Here is a 24,198-nt window from a genome sequence, read left to right on the forward strand (position 1 = left end):
TTGCGTCGATGCTCGTGGTCGCACTCGACCAATGGTATCGCGAGTTTTGTCGCAGTAGTGCGACAAAACCCTCGCGGTCGAGAATCGCCAGACAAGCCATAAGGCCCTCTGTGGCCGGTCCTCACTTGGCCGCTGCGTCTAGAGCGATCCCCGGAGATCAATCTACCATGGCAAGTGTAAAAATTGGCCCAGGCTGGGTGAGAACGGCCAAGTTTGGTCGTCCGTTATCGAACCACCAACACAGCAGATTCAGCGAACTTTCAGCAATGCGTTAATTCTTTAACGAATTCGCTTGCGGTGCTTCGCGGGTGCTGATAGGATTCCGTTAATTCATTAACGAATCAGAGGAGTCCTGCTCTATGGCCCGCCCAAAAGCGTCGTCGCTCACCGAACGAGAGTCTGAGATCATGGCAGTGCTGTGGGAACTCCAGTCGGCTTCGGCAGAGGAGATACGCAGCCATCTTACTGGAGATCCCCACGACTCGACGGTCCGCACACTTCTGCGCGTGCTGATCTCCAAGGGGCACGTGGTCGCCGACAAAGACACGCGCCCAGCCACCTACCGCCCGGCGGTGAAGAAGCACGCCATGCAGAAGCAGGTTGCCAGTGATTTGCTGAAGCGGTTCTTTTCCGGTTCGGCGGAAGACCTGGTGCTGCAATTGCTGGACGACGAGCGATTGTCTCCACAGCAGTTGAAGAAAATCGAAGCGGCCTATCGCCGCAAGTCAAAAAAGGAGAACGAGAAATGAGCGCATTCGCCACCGAAAGCAGCTTGTGGGCGTGGTATCTGCTCGACGTCGCCTGCAAATCATCAATCCTCATTCTCTTGGTTGTGGTCATCGACCGCTTGCTACTGCGCCGGCGCCCACTCGCGGCGGATGCGGTGTGGTCGGCCACGGTGCTGTTGCTGGGGCTGCTGCCGCTGTTCTGTCTGGCAACGCCGCGGATCTTCATCCCATGGCCAACTGCGGCGTATGCACCGGAGCCCAACAAACCACCCGTCGCGACTGTCCACAATTTGTCCGCGGAAGCAACTAGCCACACCGTGCAGCCCAGTGGGGCGTTGCCAGTGTCGAACACCATTGTGGAGCCCAATCCAGTTGCTATCGCCGCTCCTGCTGACACGCCGACAGTAGCGAAACCCACTGTAGCTGCTCGCGAATGGCCCAACCTGCTGTGGTTGGTCGTGGCGGTCTACCTGGCGGGTGTGGTCCTCGCCGGACTACGGCTGGCGACAGCCTATCGGGCGGCTCGACGACTGCGCTCGAACGCGTCGCTCATCACTTCCGGCCCGTGGGCCGACGCATTGCGCGAATGCAAGGGCCGGGTTGGATTGGCAGGCGACGTGCAGCTCTACGAGTCTCCGGACGTTGCCGCCCCGCTAACGCTGGGGTGGCGTCGCCCGGCCATTGTGCTGGCCACCTCCAGCGTGGAGGGTATCGATGCCGCCGGGATGCAGGTTGTGTTGCTTCATGAACTCACCCACATCGCTCGGCGCGACTTCGCCTGGAACTTGCTTGCCAAGTGCGTTCATTGCTTGTACTGGCTTAACCCGTTGATGCTGATTGTGTCGCGACGCCTTGCGCAGTGTCGCGAAATAGTATGCGATGGCATCTGTGTCTCATCGCTCGGCAGTTCGGACAAGTACGTACATCTGTTGCTGGGCTTCGCGGAGAGTGCTATCCGCCGTAGGCAGTTGACACTAGGGCTGACAATGGTTGGCAAGACGCAACTCGAACACCGCCTCGAGAACTTGACACCGCTCGGCCGCGCGATGGCGAGTAACGCATGCCGAGGGGGAGTTGCTGCGGCTGCATTGGTGATGTCGGTGCTGCTCAGCACTTCCACGCTGGGGCAACCCGCCAGCGATAACGTTGATCGCGACTCGCAGACCAGCATCGATGAGGTGATAGAGGGTCTGAGGAAGGCGGAGGCCGCCATTGAGACGCTCGCGGTTCAAAGCGAAGTCGAGTACGAGTTCAATGTCACCGAACCCGGAAAGCCGCTGGAGGACGAACGTCTGATCGAAGACGGTGCGGTCACGATGCACCGCATTGGCGATGCAGCCTGGGAGATGGACAAGGACGGCAAGGGGCGTGCGGAGACCAACTATTTGAAGACGAACACTCGCTTCGATGGTTCGCAGCGCACGAAGCGAGAAGGGATTGTCTCTGTCTTTGACGGAGAACAGGGAGGATTCGAGACCACCATCTACAGCGACGAAGGCACGGTGCTACAAAAGTGGCGGCAGCAACCTGATGTCTTCATGAAAACGAGTAGTTCGCCATTCGATTATTCCATTCTCCATAACGGCAAAGCAGTTAGCGATCTGCTAGCTGAGCACGAAGGCACCGTAGTTGGCGAAAAGGAGTGGAACGAGCGATCGCTGTTGGTGGTGGATGTCGAACCGGTGAGAGTAAGGGACGACTACATCTACAAACAACAGTTTTGGATCGATCCGGAGAGGAGCTACCTGCCCGTACGCCGGTTCAGCTACGTGCAGCGCGGCGATGAAATGCCGTGGGGGTTGCATTTGCAAGTCGATCTGTCGTCGGTCAAGGAAGTCTCGCCCGGCATTTGGCTGCCGTGCCAAATTGACAATTGGAATTACCATGTGACCGATGCTGGCCAGGGACACTTGGTGAGCCGGGAGCACATCGTGGTGTCCGAGTGGAAGGTGAACGCGGCGCTGGACCCGGATCGCCTGACGTTGGCTCCCCAGTCGGTTGACAGCATTGGCGAACCGATCACCGAGAAGAAGCCAGCCGCGACGCCGGACACGAAAGAACGGACGGATGCCGAGGATTCGCCCGAAGGATTTCGCCCGATGATCGTCCGCACGGTCGATAGCGACGGAAAGCCGGTCGCTGGGACAAACATTTTTGTAAATGTGTGGCCGGCCGGAAAATTCAAAACGCTCAAGCAAGACTACACCACTGGCGAGGACGGAAGCGTGAGCGTGCTGGTGCCCGATCCGCCTCGACTATTCCGCGTTTGGACAAAGAAGCAGGGATACGTGCCGCTGTTCGCGCAGTGGTGGCCGGAGCACCAGGCAGACGGAGACCAGATTCCCGACGAGTTCACCTTCAAGCTGCCCACAGGCACGCAAGTCGGAGGGACGATTCAAAACGACAAAGGAGAACCAATCGAAGGCGTGACCGTCGAGGTAATGCTTGCTAACCAAGTGGATGAAATGGGCCGCCGCCCTGTTCCATCGATCTGGCTGGCCGAGGTCCCCGGTCCTGGCAACAACCCGTGCACTACCAACGCGGAGGGAAAGTGGTCCATCGACAACGTTCCTGAGGGAGACGACATCCGCGTGCGACTCAAACTCACGCATCCCGACTACATCAGCGACTACCAGTGGGGAGAGTTGCAGAGTGAACAGGGAGTGGGCATGGAGTCACTGCGAGACAAGTCGGCGGTGTTGGTAATGCAGCGAGGAGTCACGGTAACGGGAACCGTTCGTGATGCGCAGCAGAATCCCGTCTCCAACGCCGTGGTGATTTGGGGCGACGATCCTTACCTGCAAACAGGTAGCCAAGAGGTACACACGGACAACGACGGCGTCTATCGGTTCGCTCCCCTGCCACCAGGCCCAGTTCGTCTAACTGTGGTAGCGCCGGGATGGGCTCCGCAAACGCGGTTGGTTGATGTGAATTCGGAGGGCGGTCCCGAGGACTTTGATCTCACCAAGGGACAAGTGTTGCGCATCGAGTTCGTCGACCACAGCGGCAAGCCCGTTCCGAACGCTTACGTCCGCATCGACCGGTGGCGGAATTCGCAGTCGCTCTACAATCACCGGCACCCGAACGTGTTGAACACGCACATTCCGATCAGGGCGAACGACGAAGGAATATTCGAGTGGGATTGGGCCCCAGCCGACGCGGTGGAGTATGTATTTTCCGCTGGAGGGCATCGATCGAAGGATCAATCGGTGACTGCAGACGGTACGACGCAGACGATCGTTCTTGATTGAGCCCCTGCCCCGCCGCAGCCCGCGGCGGGGAGGTGCATCACGCCATACATCGGCGTCGCCTGACGAGGGCTCCGGCGACCGCCAGTCCTGTTAGTAGCAGCGACGCTGGCTCAGGAATGGTGGTGTTCGCGAGGGCTCCACTTTCGTCGGTAAGGCCGAAGTTGCTCTTCCACGTGTCGTACTGTGCTGAGCCGATAGTGCCGCCGTCCACATCGTTGGTCAGCGTCCCCGAGGGCGCACCTAGGTTGTTGCGCCATACAACGTAGTCGGCCGCGTTGACGGTGCCGTCGTCGTTGTAGTCGCCCGCCAGGGCAATGAGCGTCACGTTGAGCATCGCGCTTAAGTCGACGAAATCGTCGCCGGGATTGGCGAGCGTGTTCAGGTCGATCTCAAACGGAGTGCCATCGAGCAGCGTCGCCGAAAGGGTAACGCCCCCGCGAGAGAAAATGGTCGTCGGTACGCCCGGCACAAGGCCGGGCACGGGCGCTCCATCGATTTCGAAGTCGCTGCCGAACACATTCACTTGAGCGTTAGCAAATGCCTCGAAGCTTCCCTCGAACTCTCCGCCACGGATGCTCACCACGCCATCGGTTTCGAAGTCGTCGCCAATGCTGCCGCCTGAGATGTTTACCACGCTTGCGACATCGCCAGTGAACCCGTCGCCGATGCTCCCGCCACTGATGTCGAACAAGCTGAAGCTGCGGGCTGTGGCACCGATTCCCAACTCCCCGCCCGTGATGGTTACGGAGGAACTGTCCATGGCGTCGAGACCGTTGCCCACCGAGCCAGCGGACAGTTTCAACACGCCGCCTGTCTCGACGGTTGCAATCGAGTCCACCATCCCGCCAGTGACATTTACGGTGCCGTTGATTTCCAGGAACTGCCCTATCTGACCACCGGAGAGTTCCACTTCGCTATCGGCGAAGACCCGAAAGTGATTGAACACGGCCCCGCCGGAAATGTTCACGCTGCTGCCCGCGAAGGCAATCAACCCAGTGCCAACGGTCCCTCCCGAAATGTTCAACTCGCTACCCGTCTCCACGCGCGACCCGCCGGTCACCTGGCCGCCTGAGATGTTCATCACACTACCATCTTCGGCGTTGAAGTGGCTTACGACCGCCGTGCCGCTGATGTTCACCATTCCGCCCAAACGGGCGTCGAGACCAGGGCCGATCGTACCGCCCGAGATGTGCGCCACGCTGCCGGAGGCAACCGCGAAATTGTTCGACACGTCGGCCGTACCGGAGATGGTTACTGTGGTGTTGTTCTGAGCCAGGAACTGGCTGCCCACTTCGCCACCGGTGACATTCACCACTGCGCCGTTGGCGATGAAAGCCTCGCCGATGCTCCCGCCGGAGACGTTCACCACCGCACCACCCGACGCGGTGAAGTCGCGTGCCACGCCCCCGCCACTCACGTTCACCTCACTGCCGCTGAGCGCCTGAAAGTCTTCGCCAATGTTTCCGCCGGATAGATTCACCTCGGCGGCGATCTCGGCAATGAAGCCGTCATCTACCCGGCCGCCGGAGATGTCAACGCGATTGAACTCCGCGCGGAAGTCGAGTCCGATATCGCCATCGATCAGGTTCACCTCGCTGCCGCCGAGCGCTCTGAAGTTGTTACCAACGGCGCCGCCATCGATGTTCACCTCGGCTCCAGAGGCGGCGGTGAAGTTGTTGGTCGCCATGCCATTCGTGTTGATGTTGAGTTGCGCCGTCTGGCCCGCGACGCCGCCCACACCACCGGAGACCGAGATTCCTACCGGCGGGGGGCTTGGCACGTCAAGCACGGTATCAAATAGGCCGGGTATCGAGGGGCCCGGAGCGAATACCTGGGCCGCGGCAGGTGCTGCGAGCAACGCGTACGTGCCGAGCCAAGCGATGGCCAGGCGATACCCCGATCGCACGCCTCGCTGGTGGAGAAGAGAGTTCATGGTGCCGATCTTGCATATTCTTGGAGATGACGGATTGCTATGCGGCACATTGTACCCACTGGTCGCAACCGCCTCAAAGAATTGACTTTTTGCTGCGATCGGACGCGGATCAGCACGTGGCGGCGAGGGAGCCAATCCCCTCAAGGCATTGCACTATCCACCAAAGAACTGCACGTTCGTCGTTTGGATGCCGGCCAGCAGGCGTTTGAATTCGTCTTTGTTGGGGGCAGCCTCGACGGCGGTCCTTTCGTCGATCATTCCCTTCTTGCACAAGTCGACCAGGCATTCGGCGTAACCCAGCATGCCATCGTCGCCGCTACGGATTACGTCGCCCAGTTCATCTTCCTCGCCTTCGGAGATCAGCTTGCGAACGATGGGCGTCGAAATGAGTATCTCCACAGCGGGCACCCGTTCGATGTCCTCGGCACACGACGGCAGCAACATTTGCGAGATCACCGCTTGCAGGCTTAGCACCAGTGATTGGCGGATCATCGGTTGTTCGTCCAGCGGGAACATGTTGATTAGTCGCGAGATCGATTGTGCGGCGTTGGATGCATGCACGGTGGTGAACACCAGGTGCCCCGTGTCGGCCGCCTGCAAAGCCGCGCGGAACGTCTCGGCGTCACGCATCTCGCCAATCAGCACGACGTCGGGGTCTTCTCTCAACAGCGCCCGCAACGCCAGTTCGAAACTCGGTACGTTAATGCCAACCTCTCGCTGGTCGACCAGCGAGTCCTTGCACTCGTACAGAAACTCGATGGGGTCTTCGATGGTAACAATGTGGTCGTGCCGGGTGCGATTGATACGCTCCAACAGCGCGGCGATGGTGCTACTTTTGCCGCTTCCGGTGGTGCCAGCTACAAGCACCAGGCCCCGCGTCATTTCCGCCGCCTGCGCGATGCTCGGCGGCAGGTGTAGTTGCTCGAAGGTGGGGATCTCGCGGGGCACCATCCGCGCCGCAAGCGACAAGCCTGTCTCCTGTTGGTACACGTTGACGCGAAACCTCGCCTCGCCGCCAAGGTCGTAGGCGATGTCGACCGATCCTTCGCGCAGCAGCGTTTGTCGCTCCTCATCGCTCAACATGCTGAGCACGCGGGATTCGAATTCCTCATTCGGTGTTGCTTCGCGATCGACTTTGCGTAACCGGCCGCCAATGCGGAGTCGCGGCGACTGCCCCGCCTTGAGATGGATGTCGGAAGCGCCCGTCTTCACCACGGCGCGGAGAAACGCATCGATCTCGTCCGACCCTCGGCGGGGACGCGTCTGCTCGAAGGTCTGGTCGACACCGGCTGGTTTGGCCATGGGAGGGGTAGCGGTCTCATCGGTTGACATCATCAACTCGCGGACAGAGGATTAGGAACGAAGAGGGTGCTCTTGCGATTCTAGCCTAGATCGCACTGTAGGTCCGAGTGGCACGAACTCACTTTATGCAGGATCACGTAACCGGAACAAGCAAACGGGTTGCTTGCGAGGCATCCTGTGGCTCTTGGACGATGATTGTAGCGACAGCGCAGGACCAACTCAAGCAATACGAATGCTACGCATCTAAGGGGTAGATTGGCATCGTGTGTGGTAGGGCGCGCCGTTACCTGGCGACTTGGTCAATGCTACTTCCATCGTCGATCTCGATCCCGAGTTCGGGCGCCAGTTCTATCAAGTGTTTTAAGGCTGCCGCGCGCGTGTCGCTGCTCATGTTTACGGTCGTGGGGTCGCCGTGACGTGGTACGAAGGTGACGATGGCAATCCTTCGCCGTTTGCGCCGCTTTCGCGAGCCGCCGGAGCGACGTACTTGGTGAATGTCAACTTCTTTCACGTCTTTCAGGTCGACAGACATCTTAGAAGTGCCGAACAGACCACCCTGAATGTAGAGCGACTCGCGATCCAAGGCCACGTAGGAGTAGGGAGCCGTGAGCAGCGGGCCAATACTGAACACTAGACCGATCAGGGTGAACAACAACCCGGCTACCCGTGTCTTCCCTTTCGATTTCAGGCGTCCAGTGAGCATTGGCACCCCCAGCGACAGAACTGCGAGTCCAATCACTACAAAGATAGCACAGAGCGACCAGTGTTGAGTGAAGATGAGCCGTTCGCCCTCTTGTTGTGTTTGCACGAATCGATCGCCATTGCAACCAACGAGGGGGAGAACGAGCAACGGCAGGGCGATTGGGTGGAGTCGAAGCATCTATTCCTGGCAGGATAAGGTGTATAATCGGGGGGTGACGTTGGAACTACATTTCGTCACCTCGGTGCAGATATTGCCGCAAAAGTCTCCATCACGCGAACGCTGCAGAATAGGGACCCGACCATGCACATTACAAGAGCAGGTTCACAGCCGTCCAAATCAGGTCCCGCCGATTGGTTCACCGGCCGGGTGCGAATCGATCCGTTGTTCCAGGCCCCCGATCCGGCCCGCGCTGTGGGGGTGAGCGTGACCTTCGAGCCCGGCGCACGCACCGCTTGGCACACGCATCCGCTCGGGCAGACGCTGATCGTGACTTCGGGCGTTGGATGGGCGCAATGCGAAGGCGAAGCGGTCGAGGAGATCCACCCCGGCGACGTCGTCTGGTTCCCACCCGGCGTGAAGCACTGGCACGGCGCGAGTCCCACTGTGGCCATGACGCACGTCGCCGTGCACGAAGCGCTCGATGGGAAGGCCGTGGACTGGTTAGAGCACGTCGCCGATGAGCAGTACCAGCGATGAGGTGAGTACTCTTGGAAACGGTGCCACCGGTGCCTAACCAGCCTTCTCTCCCAGAACAAACAGCGCAAACCGGCGCGCTAGGGGGTCCATGACCTTGCGGACCGTCGAAGGACGAACGAACGCCAAGTTGCCGATGAGCATCGCCAGGCCGAACGTGATCATGCCCATGCACGAGGCGATAAACAGGTGCATGCCTACGGCCGTGGCCAGCATCCACGGTCGGGTGAAACGTGGCCAAATTAGGAACGGGTAAGTCAGTTCGAAGAACACCGTAGTGTGCGCCAGGAAATGCAGCACCCAGGGAAAGTGTCCCAGCCAGGTGACGTCAAGCGACTGGTAGCCCGTGTTGGCAATCGACAGCCAGATCGCCTCGCCGGTCCACCACGTTTGCCCTTCCAGCTTGCCCAGGCCAGCATAGAAGTAGAGGGCGCACATGTGCAGTTGGATCAGTCGAATGGCGATGTTCGCCATCACGCTCTTGGGTACCTCGCCCGAGTCGCCCTTGCGCATCCGCCATAGTCGATCGACCGAGTACCGCGCGCCGCACGGACCAAGCATCATGTAAAGCGCCAGCAGGCAGTTGATCTTATCGAGACCAAAGTACGCGCCGGGCGTGACTCGCGTGGCGTACATGATGGCGAAGAAGGCGCTGAGCACCGCTACCCAGCGGCTGAACAGGCCAATCATCAACAGGAAGAAACAGACCAGCGCAAAGATGTGAATCAACCATATCAGCAGCGGCGACTGTAAATGTTGGAACAGGCTCCAAGCGAAGCTCGGCCAGCCTGGGTCGCGGTAGCCTCGCTCGATGGAGTAGAAGTCCATCGGCAGCCACCCGTTGGGGCCGAAGAACGAATAGAGGTCAAACGACCATACCAAATGCGTGTAAAACAGCATGGCGCCGGCAAACACCCGAATGGCAGACAGCGTGGCCGGAGCGGTGGGGGCAAACCAGAACCGATTCCACGCGTCCCACGCGTCGCCCCAGTACTCTGCAAGTCCATCTCGCACCGTGCTCATTGCGGTATTCCTATGGGCTCGGGTTGAGACAACGGTCGCTCGGGTGTTGGTGCTTCTTCCGCGTCGCCCAGTAGTCGTGCATCTGCCGCATCGACGTCCGCTCTTGTTTGAGTGATTCGCATGATTTCACGATCGAGTGTAACGTCGGTCAGCGACCTGCCTTTGATGTTCTCGTCGGGATTGCCCAGCCACTGTTCACGCGGAACCAGCTCGCGAAACTTCTCCGTTACCGTGGCCCGTTCGCCATCGTATTGGCGAACTAATTGCTGCGCGTAACGCTGCAAGATAAAGGGTCGGCGCTCCTCGATCAGTGGATTCGGGGTTTCCACCTGGTCGGCGAGCATTTTGTACCGATGGTAGAGAAGGCGCGGCCAGTGCTCTTTGAGATCAGGCAGAGAGCCTTCCTTGATGACCTTTCCGTCTGCATCCTCAACCGTGTACTCGACGGTGAAGCTTGGCCCGGGATCGGGACCGAAGAATCCATGCCCGTGGTGCAGGTACAGTGGCTCCGCGTACCATCGCAAGCCTCCCCAGTTGGCGATGCGAAGCATTGTGTCGGAAGTGCGGCTGTTGGCTAGCGGATACAGAAACAGCACGAACACATGAAACGCCAGTACGATGCTAGCAACGATGCGCACCATGCGGCTGGGCCCCTGGGCGGGGGCAGATTTTGCCTTGGGCGGCTGGCCCTCCGACTTCTTTCCACCTGTACTCATGCTGCCTCTCCTGCGAGCCTTCGCCCAACTACCTTGTTGGGACCCTCAAGCTACCAAAAATGCCCAAACCGCCCGATAGCAATATGCTTGGGGCTGGGGTCTTGGATTGAAAGGGATGTGTGGCGGACAAACGGAGCCCAGTGAGATGGCTGTGCCCTAGTCCCAATCCCAAACAAAAAAGCCGTCCCTCGCTTGCACGAAGGACGGCTTTGGTTTCTAGGTCATCTTTCGACAACTACCAGCCGGATGATCAGTCACGCAGGGCGACTTGAGAACCGAACTGGAAGTCGAGCGAAGTTTCCTCACCACCAATCAAGGTGATGGTCTTCTCTTGACGCTCGCCAGCGTGCTCGACCACTACCTGATAGTTCGCCCACTCTTGGCCAGCGGGCAACTTGGTGGTGATGTACTGACGCTCGGTGCCGGTGCGCTCGGTGCCGCTGCCAGCCAGGGTTACCTTGGCGTCAGTCGGGACCTTCAGGTTGAGCGTGGTGGCAACCGCTTCGGACTTAGCCGGAGTGGCGAAGGCCAACAGCTCGTCGCTGCCAACGGTCAACGTGACCTGACGCTCTTCGGTCTTGGTCTCACCATCGACGGTGTACTCGACACGCACGTCGTACGAGTAGTTGCGACCCGATTCCAGGCCATGCGAGACGTACTGACGCTCGGTGCCGGTGCTGGTGGTCTTCGTGCCATTGACGTAAACCACTGCGTCGGCGGGAACGCTTACACGCAGCAGACCACTACCGGTGCTGCGCTTGAGGGTCGAGGCACTGTAGTGCTCGTCGTAGACAACGGGAGTGCTGTAGCTGCCAGCCGAGCCGTAGCTGCCGCTGGAGCCATAGCTGCCACTCGAACCATAGCTGCCGCTGCTGCCGTAGCTTCCGCTTGAACCGTAGCTGCCATAGCTACCGCTGGAACCATAGCTGCCACGGGAGCCGTAGCTGCCGTAACTGCCACGCGCTGCGCGACGAGCGACTTTACGAGCATGGATGCGGGCGATCAGGCCACCCCGCGAACCATGGCTGCCGTAAGACCCATACGATCCGCTGGATCCGTAACTGCCACTGGAGCCATAGCTCCCGCTGGATCCGTAGCTGCCACTGGAACCGTAACTCCCATAGCTGCCGCTGGAACCGTAGCTGCCGTACGAGCCACGGCTTCCCCAAAACGCTTGCGTATCGCAAGCCAGTGCTACTAGCGCCACCAGCGCGAGCGAGGTAGTCAACATTTGCTTCATAACTTTGTCACACTCCCTAAGAAACACCTGAAAAGCGAGTTGTGGTTAGGCGCATCGCCCCCCACCAAGTCCTAACCAGCTTAACACCCGCTAGCTTCAAATCAAGCAAGGAGCGCAAAAAACGGCGGTTTTGACGCCTTGGGTGACCACGTAGAGGGGGATGAATAGGGGATATATCGGTCGCCATTTCAGCGATCCCCCTCATGAGCCTCGAATCAAGCCTTCTCAGGGCTTCGTAGCTGCGACATTCAAGCCGTCCACATCCAGCTCGCCTGTGGCCCCAAGTAGGCCAATCCGGATAATCGCTTCGCGGCTTTGCACCGGCACCTCGATCACTCGATCGTAAGTGGTCCAGTCGAACGTCCCGCGGAACGGACCCACTACCTCGGTTCCCAGCATGCCGCGGCGTTTGTCGTAGAACGTGATCGCCACGTACGGCCATTGCGTGCGATCTTGTCCCGGTCGGATCGTTTTGCCTCGAATGCGAAAACTCACGCGCAGGTGCGACACGGCGCGACCATCGATGGCGAAGCCTTGTAGAGCGCGGCAGCCGCGGCCGGGGTCCTCGTTGGCGAAGTGCATGTAACGCTGGCCTTGCGCGGCTTCGCTCTGATTCTCGATCACTTCTGCCTGCCGCAGATAATGCCAGCCTTCGGGCAGTTCGTTCTCGCCGACGACAGACTCGAAGTCGCCATTGACCAGTTCGGGGTTCTTGGGGTCGGGCTGGCGCTGGCGGCGATCTTCGGCTTTGCCGGTCATCGGTACGAATAGAGTCGCCCGCAGTGCTTCGGACTCGAGTTCGCCGTCGCGTTTGCGAAACAGATAGAAATTCTGCTGGTAGCGTTCGCCCACTGGGATGATCATCAGCCCGTCATCGGCCAATTGATCGATCAGCGGTTGCGGCACTTTTTCCGGCGAACAGGTGACGATTATCTTGTCGAACGGCGCCGCGTCGGGCCAGCCCAGAAAGCCGTCGCCGATCTTGGTATGCACGTTCTTGTACTTCAACCGGCGCAGTGTTTTCTCCGCTTGGCGACCGAGTTGCGGCACGATCTCAATGGAGTACACGTCGCGCACCAACCCACTCAACACGGCCGCCTGGTAGCCAGAACCGGTACCGATTTCCAGCACACGGTCGGAGGGCTGTGGATCAATCTGCTCGGTCATGTAGGCCACGATGAACGGTGGCGAGATGGTCTGCTGCGAGCCGATCGGCAAGGCCATGTCGTAGTACGCGCGACTCCGCTCGCTCCGCGGTACGAACTCGTGGCGCGGCGTGCTGCGGATCGCTTCGATCACCCTCTCGTTCTCCACCCCGGCGCCCACTACCTCGTCGTCGACCATGCGGTTGCGCTGCTCTTCCCAGTTGCCCAATGACTGTCCGAGCGCGGTGTTGGCTAGCCACAGCAAGGCGATGCAGCAGAGAATAGGGCGAAGGGTGTTGGGGCTCATCGTCGATCCCGAGTTATGGCCAAGCGAGCGGGCCGTGGCGGCTTCTCGCCTAGGGTGTGCGAAACGCTTACAATCACAACATACCATCATACATTCCCTGTCTAGACGGGTCGCATGACAATCACTTCAGTCGATACAACACGAACTATTGCCGACCTGCGGGAGGAAATGTCCCGCAGCGCGCAGATGGCGTATTTCGACCACGCCGCCCTTTCTCCAATGCCCCGCGTGACGGCCGAGCGAATTGTCCAATTCGCCAACCAGTCGGCCGAAGTGGGCAACATTCACTGGCTCGAGTGGCTCGCCGAGGCCGAGCAATGCCGCGCGGCCGCCGCAGCCATGATGGGGGCCACGAGCGAGGAAATTACCTTCACCCCTAGCACGACATTTGGGATCAACATCGTGGCCGAGGGGCTCGATTGGCGCGAGGGGGATAACGTCGTGACCCTGGCCGACGAGTTTCCCACCAATCTCTATCCCTGGTTGCACCTCGAGTCCCGCGGCGTCGAGACCCGGCAGATTCCCACCGACAACGGAGCGGTCGACTACGACCAGCTGGCGGCGGCGTGCGACGCGCGCACGCGGGTGTTGTCGGTCAGTTGGGTTGGCTACCAGACCGGTTACCGAGTCGACCTCGAGCGAATCGCCGAGATCTGCCAGGCGCGCGGCATCTTGTTCAACCTCGACGCCATTCAAGGGCTCGGCGTGTTTCCGATCGATGTCTCACAGTTGCCAGTCGACTTTCTGGCCACCGGCGGGCAGAAGTGGCTACTCGGGCCCGAAGGCATTGGCTTCGCGTACATCCGCCGCGAGCATTTGGAGAAGCTCCGCCCGATGAACGTGGGCTGGAACAGCGTCGATCACCCGTTCGACTACACGAACATCGATCTAATGTTCAAACCTTCCGCGGCGCGATTCGCCGGCGGCGGTTGGAATATGTGCGGCACGCTGGCGATGGGACAGAGCTTGAAGCTGCTGAACTCGGTGGGCGCGGAGGCCTTGGCCAAACAAGTGCTCGACTATACCGATTTGGCCTGTGAGCGACTCGCCTCGGCCGGCGCGGTGGTGACCACCAATCGCGACCCACAGCACCGTGGCGGTGCACAGCGTTCGGGTATCGTGTTCTTCGACCTGCCCGGCCGCGACCCGGTGGAGTTCCGCAAACAGTGCCTCCGTCGGAACATCGTGCTAAGTTGCCGCGCCGGCCGGTTGCGAATCAGTCCCCACGCGTATAACACCGAGGAAGACCTGGATCGGTTGCTGGAACTCATCAACGAGAACTAGATTTTTGGCCTGGAAAAGTCAGCCACCGCTTGGCACCGTGAAAGGACAGCGCGGCCTAGCAACAACCATAGGTGATTGAACAGGAGACAACGGAGGAATCAGAGAATACTAAGCCGCGACCGTTGGTGGCGCTGAAGAAACATAGCCACGGATAGGCATGATATGCACTCGTCTGTTTTGCTATGGCATTACTAGACTGAACCGCGTTCCAGTTGGGTGAACCAATAAACGGACCGGCCATCCGTGTTCAATCCGTGCCGATCCGTGGCTCAAATCTAACCTATCGATTTACCGAGGAATCGACCATGTCAAGGCGAGCAGTCTACACCGGTTCGTTCGATCCTGTCACGTTGGGCCACTTGAACATCATCCAGCGGAGCTGTCGCTTGGTGGATGAACTGGTGGTGGGGGTCGGTATCAACATCGAGAAGCAGTCGTTGTTCACCGCCGACGAGCGCGTGGCATTGATCGAACGTACCACCTCCGAGCTAAAGAACGTGGTAGTCAAAGAGTTCACCGGCCTTGCGGTGCAGTTCGTCCGCGAATGCGAAGCTCGTGTGATCGTGCGAGGTGTCCGCTCGCTCAGCGACATCGAAGCTGAGTTCACCATGACGCTCGCCAACCGTAAACTCGATCCGGACATCGAAACCGTCTTCCTCATGTCCGACGAAGAGTTCACCCACGTTTCCAGCTCGCTGATCAAGCAGATCACTCCCCTGGCAGGCGACGCGGAACTCGCCCGGTTTGTGCCCGAGTCGATCATCGCCGATATCCGCGCGAAGCTATCGGGTGGGTGAACGCTAACCCACCACGCGGAGCACTTGCATCAAGATGGCCAGCAGGCCAACGATGGCCAGGCCGTTGCGAATGTTATCGAACAGACTGTTACCAAGAAACAGTTCATCCGTCGAGGGAGCCGGCTCGCCACTTGCAGTCGGTTGATCCGTCTCGCGTGGAGGCCAAGCCGCGTCGGGCGGAGCCGTAGAGTCGCCTGGCGCGGAGGACGACCAGTTGAGCGCGGGCTTCTCGGCCGTGTTGGGATCGGGCCAGTCGTTGCCGCTGGCATTGTTTGCTGCGGCGTGCTCCGCTACCGAATCGCAACCAAAGCAAACGTCGCCCAGGTCGCCACGCGGTCGGCACACGCCACCTTCGCAGATCACCCCGGGTTGGCAGTTGGGGCACGTCGGGCAAGTGGGGCATGTTCCGCCCATGGATTGCGTGGGCTTCAGCGCGACTTGCGGTGCGGAGTCCTGCTGCCCGATGTCCGGCGCGAGCGACGCCAGGAAGGTCTTCACGCGTCCTTCGAAGCTGCCGAGCGTGGTGCCCTGGCCTGCCCCAAATAGCACGCCAGCCATCTCGCCGCGGTCGTTGAAGATCGGTCCGCCTGAATCGCCTTGCCGTGCTTGGACATCGAGTTCTACCAGTTCCTGCGGCAGATCGAGTCGCGGAGCGTAAAACTGAGTGCAACGGCCCGTGGCCGCGCGGTAGTTACCGCTGCCATAGCCGCAGATGGTAAGCCGATCGCCGGGCCTTGGCGGTCGAGTGGCCAGACGGACTGGCTGGCACGACGGTTTCCAGATTACCAGCGCTGCCAGGTCCCATTCGCTATCCATCTTCAGCGACCGTGCCTGCGACACGAAGCCGGAGGGGAATTTCACTTCGATAGGCCCTACCGCGCCATGCACCACGTGCCAGTTGGTAAGCACCAGTCCGTAGTCTTCGCGCACGTCGACCAGGGTGCCGCTGCCATACGCAACGCCATCGGCTTCGGGCACCTTGATTCGCGCTACTGCCGGATGGGGAGTCGAGGGCGCAGCCGCGCCCGGCCACTGCGCGCGGGTCGCAGTGGAGCAGCAAACTAGCGCGATGAGCAACAGGCATCGCATCATCGGAGAGAAAGTACGCGGTGGGAGGGTAGGCAGGAAATCGGCAGGTGTGATCGCACAGCACGTCGCCCTCGCAGTTGGCAACGTGGATTGCGCGTTGGAGATAGCTCGTCGTCGGTGCTCAGTTCACCAGACGGAATCGGGCGACCTTGCGGCGCTGTTCGTTCTCGACGATCAACTCGAGCAGCCGCTGTCGTAACGACTGCACTTCGTCGTGTTCCACCTGGTGAAGCTCAATTCGCCGGAGCGGTTCTACCTCCGGTGATTTCGGTGTGGCGAACGCTTTGCGGCGTTCGGCAATGGGAAGGATGTGACGATTCCGCTGGACCGATCGCATGGCTTTGACCTTTCATGCGGCAATGGGACGGCCTCCTTTCAAATCCTCTTTCCGCTCGGGAAAATCCTGCCCGCCGTTATAAAGCTGCTTGAGTCGTTCTAACTCGCGACGAAACGCCTGCTCGGCCAACTTGGTGAGCGTCATGTGGGCTGGATGCCCAGCCAGGTGGTAGGCGGCGTCGCGGGCTTCGTTCAAGAGCTCCGGGGGCAGGTACAGCGTCGCACGTACCTTGCGCGACGGAAAACGTATCGATTCACTCATGGCAGGCTTGGTGGTGCGTTGCGCCATGGGGCCGACCATGCACTACTCGTACGGGCCAGCTCCACGGCTGTTACAGCTTGCTATCTAGAAAATCGGCAAATGTACGTAACGACTGCAAACGTATGACGTTGTGCCGCAAGCCTTCGCCGAGCCGTAGGACAGATAACGGCGGCAAGGTTTGCCTGAATGAAAGAAAGCGACGAGAGGCCGAATACTAGAGTCGAGCAGCCAGAATCGCATCGACCACGCCGTCGATGGTGTACTCGTCAGCGACAGCGGCGGTGGAGTGGCCGAGTTCGTCTAGCACGCCCGCCGTGAGAGGACTGATGGCCGCGAGTTTCGACTTACGCAGCGCGTCACCGAAAATTCCCACTAGCGATCGAGCGATGGCCGAGCTGGTCACCGTGATCCAATCGATCTTGCCATCGGCAAGCAGCGACGCGGTGTGCGAATCGCTTTGCGTAACGTCGGCACTGTTGTACACAACCACTTGATCGACGACTCCGCCGGCTTCGCGCAGCGTTTCGGCCAGTACCTCCCGACCGCGACTGGCGCGGAGCAGCAAGAAGCGTTGGCCGCGCGCGTTGGGAGCGAGTTCCGCCGCCAGAGCCTCGGCGCGGTACTCGGTGGGTTTGAGATCAACCTGCAGATCGCGTTCCGCGAGCGCTTCGGCCGTGGCGGGGCCAATGGCGCCTAGCTTCACCCCGCCCAGGGCGCGCCAATCGAGGCCTTGCTCGCGAATGCGATCGAGAAAGTGCGTTACCCCGTTGCGACTGGAGAATACCAGCCAGTCGTACTCGTCCAACTCATCGATCGCGGTATCCACCGGCGCCCAATCGTCGGGCGGGGTGATTTCGATGGCCGGCTGGCGAAGCACCGCGGCGCCGAGATCTTCAAGGCGGTTAGCCATCGTGTCGGCTTGATGCTCGGCGCGCGTTACCAGCACGGTCTTGCCAAACAGTGGGCGACTGGTGAACCACCGCGCGAGCTTCTCGTGGGCCACCACCGGGCCGACGATCACCACAACCGGCGGCCGTACTTTGGCGGGCGCGAGCAATTCGGCCACTTCGTCCAAGCGGCAAGTCCATTGTTCTTGCGTCGGCAGCGAGCAGCACCGAACCATGGCCACCGGCGTATCGCCCTGCTTGCCCCCGTCGATCAGGGCCTGGCTCCAGTGCGGGGCGGTCGTCACTCCCATGTAGAACACCAGCGTACCGGGAAACTTAGCCAGCGCCGCGTAGTCCAATCCATCCGCCGCGTCCTTGCCGGCCTGCTCGCGGCCAGTGACAAACGCTACGCACGAGGCGTGATCGCGGTCGGTCAGCGTAACGCCCGCGTAGCTTCCAGCGGCGATGGCCGTGGTGATACCGGGCACGATTTCGAACGGAATTCCGGCCGAATTGAGTTCGGTGGCTTCTTCGGCCACGCGTCCAAAAATGCCAGGATCACCTCCCTTGAGCCGTACCACCAGCTTGCCAGCGGCCGCGTGCTCGACCATCAGCCGGCTGACTTCTTCCTGCGACATCAGTCGCCCACCGTGCCGTCCCAGGCAGACGAGTTCGGCGTGGGGAGCCGTATGTCGCAGCAATAGCGGGCTGGCCAAGTAGTCGTACAGCACCACATCGGCCCGGGCGAGGCATTCGGCCCCGCGCACGGTGAGCAGCCCCGGATCGCCAGGGCCTGCTCCCACCAGAAATACTTTGCCACCATGATTCGTCATGATGACCATTCTACGCAGGAGCCGCGGGAGACGTCAGCGGCCGCTTCGGCTGTTTCCGCCAGCACGCACAGCACGCCGACCACAACGATGGCGGCGTCGGACCCTCAGGCACTGCCGACCGCCGAGCAATAGCGCCGTTCCGAGCACCAACTTGGCTCCGCCGGGCTCGGGAACCATCGTCACCAGCGACTGAAATGCGGCGGGGCCATGGATGGCGGTGTAGATGCTGCGAAACTGGACGAAGTCCAGCGCGTCGATGTCCCTGTCGCCATCGAGGTCGCCCGCCAGATAGGCCTCGATGGGTGTCGAACTGGAATGGTCGGCGCCGAAGTTGGCGAGGAAGATGGCCCAATCGTCCGGGTCGATCTCGCCATCGGCGTTGAAGTCGCCCAGTTCCAGGGTATTGCCGCCGTTGCCGAAGTAACGCACCGGGATGCTGGCGACCAGACCGTTGGACAGCAGAACGGCCGCCGATAGGTCTGTCTCGCTGGGCGACGCCATCCAACCGCCGGAGACTGAGAGCGGAAGCGCCGAGCGAGCGAGTAGCGCGCCCCCATCGCCCGATGTGAACACTTCTTCGACGATGTACTCGCTCGACTGCAACAGGTTCCACGGCGCATCGGCATCGACCAGTCCGATGAATGCTCCGCTATCGGCGGCGTTGGGACCATCCGAGTCGTAGTTATCGGCCACCGACTTCCAGGATCCGGGAGCAAGTCCGCCGAGTGGCGAACTAACATGATAGCCTAGCACTTCAAAGTCGGACTGACCGCTGTTTCGCAGCAACACTTCGCCCGAATTGCGATCGACGTCCAACGTAATGCTCGGCGCCTCGGCCGGCGAAGTGAGCAGCGCCAAGTAGTCTTCCAGGTCGGTGTAGCCATTGGAATCGCCATCCGAATTGCGATCCTCCGCGTTCGTCGGGTCGAGATAGGCAATGCTCGACTCGTACAAGTCGGGCATGCCGTCTTGGTCGGTGTCGACCGGCGTCAGTCCCATCGGCAAAGCCGGCCAGCCGCCGACTTCGTCTTGCGAATCGATGAGCGCGCCGGCCGTTCCATGCGAGGCGACGTAACTGAGGATCCGTTGATCGACGTCGTCGCGGTACTTCGATGCGCCCACGGCTGTCATTACCGAGGCGTACGCATCTGCCGCGCTTTGGGTAACCGTTGGTTCGATGGCAAAACGAGTTTCCGACTGGGTGAACGTTCCAGAAATACCGCCCCAACCGAGATCCACTCCGTTGAGAGTTCCGTCTCGGTTTAAGTCCATCAGGTTGCCGCTCTGGTGGATCAGCGTTTCGACGTCGGCGGCAAAGAACAGGTCCTGGTTGCCACTGTTGGTGTCCGGTCCCGAGATGCCGTAGTTGTTGACGAAATTCAGTTCCATGAAGTCGTCGCCACCGTAACCGTACCGACCACCCGGGTTGTAGATCACGTTGTTGACGAAGTCGACGCGCGTAAGTGGCAAGTTGGGATCGATACCTTGCGGTCGCGGATTGCGACTTCGGTTCGAGGCGTAGAGGTTATGGTGAAACGTGATGTCGCCGCCGCTGATGATCGAGCCATAGCCGTGATTGCCTTTCTCGTGGTTCGAGTTGTGCAGTGCTTCGGTGATCATCGACCATTGCACGGTCACGTTGTCGGACAGCGTGGTCGACAAAACCTCGTCGGTCGACCAACTGGCGCTCACGTGGTCCACCATCACGTCTCGACTGCGGACTACGGTCAGAGAGTCGGGCTCGTAGACGCCTGGGGCTGTGTTAATGTCGCCGGGGCGGAATCGCAGGTAGCGAATGACGATGTCGTGGGTATAAACCACGTTATCCAGCGCGTCGACGGTGCCGGCCACTTGCAGGTGGCCCCCCTTCAGGGTGACTCCGCCGCCGGGAGCGGTTTGGCCAGCGATGGTAAGATAGGAGTTCTCCACATAGATGCCCGACTCGAGTTCGATGTTACCTCCCACGTCGAAAACGATAGTGCGAGGACCGGTTTGCGTCTCGACACCATGCCGCAGGCTGCCAGGCCCAGAGTCATCGAGGTTCGTTACGTGATATACATCCCCACCGCGGCCGCCGATAGCAAACTTGCCCGCTCCCTCCGCGCCCGGAAAAGCGGGCAACTGTGCCCTGGCGTCAAGGCCCACGCCTAGGCCCACGACCAAAAAGACTGCAAGCCATGGGCGCATAAGACTTGCAGTTGGTGTCGACATCAGCATGTTCCTACTTCCTTAACCTAAGCGCATACGCTTGGCGCATTACCCCTTCCACCAAAGTAGACCACGGCATCCGCTACTTTTTTGCGAGAATTGGTGCCCCATTCGGAAGTCCACCTGTGGTTCGCGATACCTGGATATATAAAGTATCAGGAAAGCACTGATACAACTTCTCGGGGGCTAGTTCTGGGCTGGTGCGATTATCCGCATGTTGGTTCGAGCCTCCTGCGTTGTGCTTGGGTGTTGGGGAGCGCCCTGTTACGAGATTCTTCGCATCGAATAGCGAAAAGATGAGTTCCCGGTCCTGATATCGGACTTTTCCAGAAAAAGCTCGCAAAACGGCTTTCCGGTGGGCGGTTAACAAGAGTTCCAAAGGCAGCCACGGCTTCCGCCAGTACTTTCGCGCAAGCGGTCGCGAGGTGGAGTTCGGCCGCCACTGCTCGGAAGCCCTCGTCATAACCTTGAGCAAACCACAGAGGCTCATAAATCGTGGATGACCAGGACAGCAAAGACTGCTCGCAAGACGAGTTTGTTTCGGAGTTTTCGAAGCACTCTCGCCGCATTTACTCGTTCATTATCACACTCGTCGTCTTCCAGCAGGATGCCGACGACGTGTTTCAAAACACAAGTTTGGCGCTTTGGAAGAAGTCGAGCGACTTTACCCCAGGCACCAGCTTTTGGGCCTGGGCTTGCCAGGTGGCTTACTACGAAGTGTTGCGGTTTCGCAAGCAGACGCGAAAGCGGGTGGTGTTCTCCGACGAGGTGCTTGAGCAGATGGCAACCAGCATGCTTTCCAGGGAGCAAGAGGTTTCCATCCTCGAACAGTCGCTCCGCGATTGCTTGGGGAAACTCGATGAGCAGGATCGAACGATGGTTGAGCTTCGTTACTACCACGAAAAGGCGCCCAAGCAGATTGCCGAGCTGCAGTCTCGCTCAGTGCACTCCATCTACCGCGCATTGAGTCGCATTCACGACCTTCTACACCGCTGTGTTCATCGGCTTTCCAGAGGGGATGCCAAGTGATGACGGAACAAGTTAAACGCGAACGCCGGTTGCGAGAGATTCTAGTGGCTGCCAGCGCAGGCGAGGCAAGCGACAGTGAACTCGAAGAACTTAACGGCATGCTCGCCAGCAGCAGCGAACTTCGCGACTACGCCACGTTGTTTATGCAACAGGTGGGGCAGATTCGTTGGAGTTCTCAGTCTACCATCGCCTCGTCGCTGTCCGGTATCACCCGCACGTGCGGCACCGACGCCCAACCAGCGACTTCGGCGGACAGCGCCGCGAGTGGTGTCCAGTGGGTTCGCGATAGATTGCCTTCCTCGCGAGCGCATCTATCGCAAATGGCCTGGGCCGCGGCTGCCGCCTGCATGGTGGTTGTCGCCTCGTGGGCATGGTTTGCCGCCGAGGAGCCAATCGTGCCAGTGGTGGAAGTGGGGCCGGTCAACGTCGACCAGGGCACGATTCGCATGAAGCTGGTGAATGTTGGCTATCTGATTGCGGATGGTCCCGCGGAATTTGAGCTGGAAGACCCAATGCGTCTGCGGGTCGACAGTGGCCGAGTCAATATCGACGTCACCCAGCCTTCAGGGCATGGGTTCGTGGTTGCCACGCCCGACGGCGAGGTGACCGACCTGGGCACGCGGTTTGGTGTCGATGTGCAATCCGGGCAGGATACCGGCTTGGTGGTATTCGAAGGCGAGGTCGACCTTCGCGTCCCCGGCAGAGATCGCCAGTCGGTCGAACGCCTTATCGGTGGCGAAGGAGTGTTGTTTGGCAAGAGTGGGCAGTTCAACCGCATCATGTCCATTGGAACGGGGCGGACGGCTACCTTCCAGCGATCCGGCGACATTGGTCGGCATAGCGACTTGCCGCTAATCGTGAACGTGTCCGACACGCTGCTGACCGCCGATACCAAACGCTTCTACGAGATCGTCTACGGCGGCTTCAAGGAGGATGCGCTGGCGTATGTCGATCGTCCCTACGAATGGAACGGGATGCGGGGGAAGCTTCCCGAATACCTGCTGGGTGCCGAATACATCAAGACGTTCAACGACTACAAGCAGCGGGAATTCGAAATCACCGTGCAGCTTTCCGCGGCTGCCGATGTCTACCTCTTGTGGGACAAGCGTATCCCTGCCCCACAGTGGCTCGCCGAAGCATTTGAAGAAACCGGCGACGTCGTCGGGCTGGACACCGGCGGATTGCCCAATATCGCCTCGCGACGACGCATAGAGAAGGGGGCGGGACGGAGTATCGACTTCCACTACAACGTCTGGCATTGCAGGGTCGATGGGGCGGGCGTCATTACCCTTGGTTCTCTTCAACAGGGGGATACAGAGACTTCGATTTCGATGTACGGCATTCTAGCGGTGCCAGTAGCTCTCGAGGAATCGGCAGTCCACGCCGTGCAGAAGAGCGACTAGCACTCAACAGTTCTTTTCTTCTTTCTCACCTTTGGAGGTATGTCTAATGAAGTTCTCTTGGCAGGGTGGCGTTGCGAAAGCAATGGCTCGGTCAGTGATGCTGGCCATCGTCGTTGGCGCGATGGGAACGGCGAACTCGGCAACAATAGTCACGGTAAATGCACCGGCGTCACAAGACGCCACGTTGCAGGAAAACTACGGGCGCCTTTCCCCAACACCGGTTGTGGATCCCGTTATTGATCGCGAAACAACGAACGACAACGGCAACAGTCTGCTGATTCGCAATCGCAGCAACTCCGCCAATACCGAGTCTTCACCGCGTCATGAAGCGGCGATCATCGAGTTTCCGCTGGCCCCGATCGCTGCCCAGCTCGCTGGCGGCGGCGTGTTGCAGGACATTGGCTTGAGCATGACGCCTACTTCCACGAGAGGAAACAACTACCTGCGGGCGTACGGTATTCGCGCCGCGGATGACGGTGACTGGGACCAAACGACGGTTACCTATGCCAATGCACCCGCGATGTACCCCGATACGGTGAACGTGTTGGATGGGAACAATGTAGTGGTCGACGTGCTGAACGACGTGAGCGACGAGTACAGTGGTTCGCCAAGTGTTCATCAGCAACTCGACATGGTTCCGCTGGATGCAACCGACAACACTGATTTGATCGGCACCTTGTTTGGTGTCGTACGCGTGAACAACGGCGGTACGGTCGATGCGGACGTTCCGCTGGTCTATTGGTCGGAGAATCCTGGTAGCGGCTTTTCTGGACCCATGTCAGGACTGAAAGACTTCGTCGAAACCGCGATCGCCGAAGGCGACGACTCGATCACTCTGATCATTCATGCCAACCGGGCGTCGAGTCAGAGTTTGAGATACTACTCGACCGAAGGCGCGCCGATGGATGGGTTCGAGCCGCATTTGATCGCTCAGATTGAAGTTCCTGAGCCTTCCACGGTTGCCATCGGCGGGCTTGGGCTAGCGTGCCTCATCGCGGCGCGGCGTCGCTCGAGGCGTTAAATCATGGG

The 24,198-nt window shown here is 59.9% G+C and carries 20 protein-coding genes; 8 read left to right on the top strand and 12 right to left on the bottom strand.

Going from position 1 to position 24,198, the window contains the following annotated elements; translation table 11 throughout:
- Window positions 1-359: 359 nt before the first annotated feature.
- Window positions 360-749, top strand: coding sequence for a BlaI/MecI/CopY family transcriptional regulator (locus ACQK2L_RS18505; RefSeq protein WP_425398520.1), 390 nt, complete (start codon window positions 360-362; stop codon window positions 747-749).
- Complete coding sequence (locus ACQK2L_RS18510; protein ID WP_425398521.1) at window positions 746-3,979, top strand: M56 family metallopeptidase; 3,234 nt, start codon at window positions 746-748, stop codon at window positions 3,977-3,979. Before ACQK2L_RS18505 ends, ACQK2L_RS18510 begins: the two co-directional genes overlap by 4 nt.
- 37 nt (window positions 3,980-4,016) lie before the next feature.
- Here the strand turns inward: ACQK2L_RS18510 and ACQK2L_RS18515 are convergent, their stop codons facing one another.
- The 3 genes from ACQK2L_RS18515 to ACQK2L_RS18525 form a co-directional block, all read right to left on the bottom strand.
- The gene (locus ACQK2L_RS18515; RefSeq protein WP_425398522.1) at window positions 4,017-5,912 is read right to left on the bottom strand and encodes a PEP-CTERM sorting domain-containing protein; all 1,896 of its coding nucleotides are present in this window, start codon (window positions 5,910-5,912) and stop codon (window positions 4,017-4,019) included.
- Window positions 5,913-6,065: 153 nt separating this feature from the next.
- Window positions 6,066-7,214, bottom strand: coding sequence for a type IV pilus twitching motility protein PilT (locus tag ACQK2L_RS18520; protein WP_425398523.1), 1,149 nt, complete (start codon window positions 7,212-7,214; stop codon window positions 6,066-6,068).
- 283 nt (window positions 7,215-7,497) lie between these two features.
- Window positions 7,498-8,022 (bottom strand): hypothetical protein, encoded by a 525-nt coding sequence (locus ACQK2L_RS18525; protein WP_425398524.1) that lies wholly within the window; start codon window positions 8,020-8,022, stop codon window positions 7,498-7,500.
- A 195-nt stretch (window positions 8,023-8,217) separates the two neighbouring features.
- Here ACQK2L_RS18525 and ACQK2L_RS18530 point away from each other — a divergent pair, with 195 nt between their 5' ends.
- Entirely contained in the window at window positions 8,218-8,613 is a 396-nt protein-coding gene (locus ACQK2L_RS18530) for a (R)-mandelonitrile lyase (protein WP_425398525.1), read from the top strand.
- Between the two features lie 33 nt (window positions 8,614-8,646).
- Here the strand turns inward: ACQK2L_RS18530 and ACQK2L_RS18535 are convergent, their stop codons facing one another.
- The 4 genes from ACQK2L_RS18535 to ACQK2L_RS18550 all read right to left on the bottom strand — a co-directional run bounded on the left by ACQK2L_RS18535 (window position 8,647) and on the right by ACQK2L_RS18550 (window position 13,041).
- Complete coding sequence (locus ACQK2L_RS18535) at window positions 8,647-9,633, bottom strand: HTTM domain-containing protein (RefSeq protein ID WP_425398526.1); 987 nt, start codon at window positions 9,631-9,633, stop codon at window positions 8,647-8,649.
- The gene (locus ACQK2L_RS18540; RefSeq protein ID WP_425398527.1) at window positions 9,630-10,349 is read right to left on the bottom strand and encodes a hypothetical protein; all 720 of its coding nucleotides are present in this window, start codon (window positions 10,347-10,349) and stop codon (window positions 9,630-9,632) included. The genes ACQK2L_RS18535 and ACQK2L_RS18540 overlap by 4 nt, the downstream gene beginning before the upstream one ends.
- Before the next feature lie 250 nt (window positions 10,350-10,599).
- On the bottom strand, window positions 10,600-11,580 hold the full coding sequence (locus ACQK2L_RS18545) for a TIGR03000 domain-containing protein (protein ID WP_425398528.1): 981 nt from the start codon (window positions 11,578-11,580) through the stop codon (window positions 10,600-10,602).
- Window positions 11,581-11,814: 234 nt separating this feature from the next.
- Window positions 11,815-13,041, bottom strand: coding sequence for a protein-L-isoaspartate(D-aspartate) O-methyltransferase (locus ACQK2L_RS18550; RefSeq protein WP_425398529.1), 1,227 nt, complete (start codon window positions 13,039-13,041; stop codon window positions 11,815-11,817).
- A 114-nt stretch (window positions 13,042-13,155) separates the two neighbouring features.
- Between ACQK2L_RS18550 and ACQK2L_RS18555 the strand changes: the two genes are divergently transcribed.
- Window positions 13,156-14,325 carry an aminotransferase class V-fold PLP-dependent enzyme gene (locus ACQK2L_RS18555; protein ID WP_425398530.1) on the top strand — a complete coding sequence of 390 codons (1,170 nt, stop codon included), beginning with the start codon at window positions 13,156-13,158 and terminating at the stop codon, window positions 14,323-14,325.
- A 305-nt stretch (window positions 14,326-14,630) separates the two neighbouring features.
- On the top strand, window positions 14,631-15,122 hold the full coding sequence (gene coaD / locus ACQK2L_RS18560; protein WP_425398531.1) for a pantetheine-phosphate adenylyltransferase: 492 nt from the start codon (window positions 14,631-14,633) through the stop codon (window positions 15,120-15,122).
- Between the two features lie 3 nt (window positions 15,123-15,125).
- On the opposite strand, the gene ACQK2L_RS18565 is transcribed toward coaD, so the two are convergent.
- The 5 genes from ACQK2L_RS18565 to ACQK2L_RS18585 all read right to left on the bottom strand — a co-directional run bounded on the left by ACQK2L_RS18565 (window position 15,126) and on the right by ACQK2L_RS18585 (window position 20,650).
- Window positions 15,126-16,214, bottom strand: a complete 1,089-nt coding sequence (locus ACQK2L_RS18565; protein WP_425398532.1) for a S1 family peptidase — start codon at window positions 16,212-16,214, stop codon at window positions 15,126-15,128.
- Window positions 16,215-16,332: 118 nt separating this feature from the next.
- On the bottom strand, window positions 16,333-16,548 hold the full coding sequence (locus ACQK2L_RS18570; RefSeq protein ID WP_425398533.1) for a hypothetical protein: 216 nt from the start codon (window positions 16,546-16,548) through the stop codon (window positions 16,333-16,335).
- Between the two features lie 12 nt (window positions 16,549-16,560).
- A complete protein-coding gene (locus tag ACQK2L_RS18575; protein WP_425398534.1) occupies window positions 16,561-16,836 on the bottom strand; it encodes a hypothetical protein in 276 nt (91 codons plus the stop codon).
- Window positions 16,837-17,023: 187 nt separating this feature from the next.
- Complete coding sequence (gene cobA / locus ACQK2L_RS18580) at window positions 17,024-18,529, bottom strand: uroporphyrinogen-III C-methyltransferase (RefSeq protein WP_425398535.1); 1,506 nt, start codon at window positions 18,527-18,529, stop codon at window positions 17,024-17,026.
- 33 nt (window positions 18,530-18,562) lie between these two features.
- Entirely contained in the window at window positions 18,563-20,650 is a 2,088-nt protein-coding gene (locus ACQK2L_RS18585; RefSeq protein ID WP_425398536.1) for a hypothetical protein, read from the bottom strand.
- Between the two features lie 582 nt (window positions 20,651-21,232).
- On the opposite strand from ACQK2L_RS18585, the gene ACQK2L_RS18590 reads away from it, so the two are divergent.
- Genes ACQK2L_RS18590 through ACQK2L_RS18600 form a run of 3 tightly spaced genes read left to right on the top strand, consistent with a single transcriptional unit; the run spans window position 21,233 to window position 24,190 of the window.
- Entirely contained in the window at window positions 21,233-21,766 is a 534-nt protein-coding gene (locus tag ACQK2L_RS18590) for a sigma-70 family RNA polymerase sigma factor (RefSeq protein ID WP_425398537.1), read from the top strand.
- A complete protein-coding gene (locus tag ACQK2L_RS18595) occupies window positions 21,766-23,169 on the top strand; it encodes a FecR domain-containing protein (RefSeq protein ID WP_425398538.1) in 1,404 nt (467 codons plus the stop codon). Before ACQK2L_RS18590 ends, ACQK2L_RS18595 begins: the two co-directional genes overlap by 1 nt.
- A 46-nt stretch (window positions 23,170-23,215) precedes the next feature.
- Window positions 23,216-24,190, top strand: a complete 975-nt coding sequence (locus ACQK2L_RS18600; RefSeq protein ID WP_425398539.1) for a PEP-CTERM sorting domain-containing protein — start codon at window positions 23,216-23,218, stop codon at window positions 24,188-24,190.
- Window positions 24,191-24,198: the final 8 nt, after the last annotated feature.

This window comes from Aeoliella sp., assembly GCF_965227375.1.
GTDB lineage: Bacteria > Planctomycetota > Planctomycetia > Pirellulales > Lacipirellulaceae > Aeoliella.

Bases quoted from the DNA above. Each gene is read 5' to 3' on its own strand.
- ACQK2L_RS18505 (WP_425398520.1), top strand. From the start codon at position 360: ATGGCCCGCCCAAAAGCGTCGTCGCTCACCGAACGAGAGTCTGAGATC.
- ACQK2L_RS18510 (WP_425398521.1), top strand. From the start codon at position 746: ATGAGCGCATTCGCCACCGAAAGCAGCTTGTGGGCGTGGTATCTGCTC.
- ACQK2L_RS18515 (WP_425398522.1), bottom strand. From the start codon at position 5,912: ATGAACTCTCTTCTCCACCAGCGAGGCGTGCGATCGGGGTATCGCCTG.
- ACQK2L_RS18520 (WP_425398523.1), bottom strand. From the start codon at position 7,214: ATGGCCAAACCAGCCGGTGTCGACCAGACCTTCGAGCAGACGCGTCCC.
- ACQK2L_RS18530 (WP_425398525.1), top strand. From the start codon at position 8,218: ATGCACATTACAAGAGCAGGTTCACAGCCGTCCAAATCAGGTCCCGCC.
- ACQK2L_RS18535 (WP_425398526.1), bottom strand. From the start codon at position 9,633: ATGAGCACGGTGCGAGATGGACTTGCAGAGTACTGGGGCGACGCGTGG.
- ACQK2L_RS18540 (WP_425398527.1), bottom strand. From the start codon at position 10,349: ATGAGTACAGGTGGAAAGAAGTCGGAGGGCCAGCCGCCCAAGGCAAAA.
- ACQK2L_RS18545 (WP_425398528.1), bottom strand. From the start codon at position 11,580: ATGTTGACTACCTCGCTCGCGCTGGTGGCGCTAGTAGCACTGGCTTGC.
- ACQK2L_RS18550 (WP_425398529.1), bottom strand. From the start codon at position 13,041: ATGAGCCCCAACACCCTTCGCCCTATTCTCTGCTGCATCGCCTTGCTG.
- ACQK2L_RS18555 (WP_425398530.1), top strand. From the start codon at position 13,156: ATGACAATCACTTCAGTCGATACAACACGAACTATTGCCGACCTGCGG.
- coaD (WP_425398531.1), top strand. From the start codon at position 14,631: ATGTCAAGGCGAGCAGTCTACACCGGTTCGTTCGATCCTGTCACGTTG.
- ACQK2L_RS18565 (WP_425398532.1), bottom strand. From the start codon at position 16,214: ATGATGCGATGCCTGTTGCTCATCGCGCTAGTTTGCTGCTCCACTGCG.
- ACQK2L_RS18570 (WP_425398533.1), bottom strand. From the start codon at position 16,548: ATGCGATCGGTCCAGCGGAATCGTCACATCCTTCCCATTGCCGAACGC.
- ACQK2L_RS18575 (WP_425398534.1), bottom strand. From the start codon at position 16,836: ATGGCGCAACGCACCACCAAGCCTGCCATGAGTGAATCGATACGTTTT.
- cobA (WP_425398535.1), bottom strand. From the start codon at position 18,529: ATGACGAATCATGGTGGCAAAGTATTTCTGGTGGGAGCAGGCCCTGGC.
- ACQK2L_RS18595 (WP_425398538.1), top strand. From the start codon at position 21,766: ATGACGGAACAAGTTAAACGCGAACGCCGGTTGCGAGAGATTCTAGTG.
- ACQK2L_RS18600 (WP_425398539.1), top strand. From the start codon at position 23,216: ATGAAGTTCTCTTGGCAGGGTGGCGTTGCGAAAGCAATGGCTCGGTCA.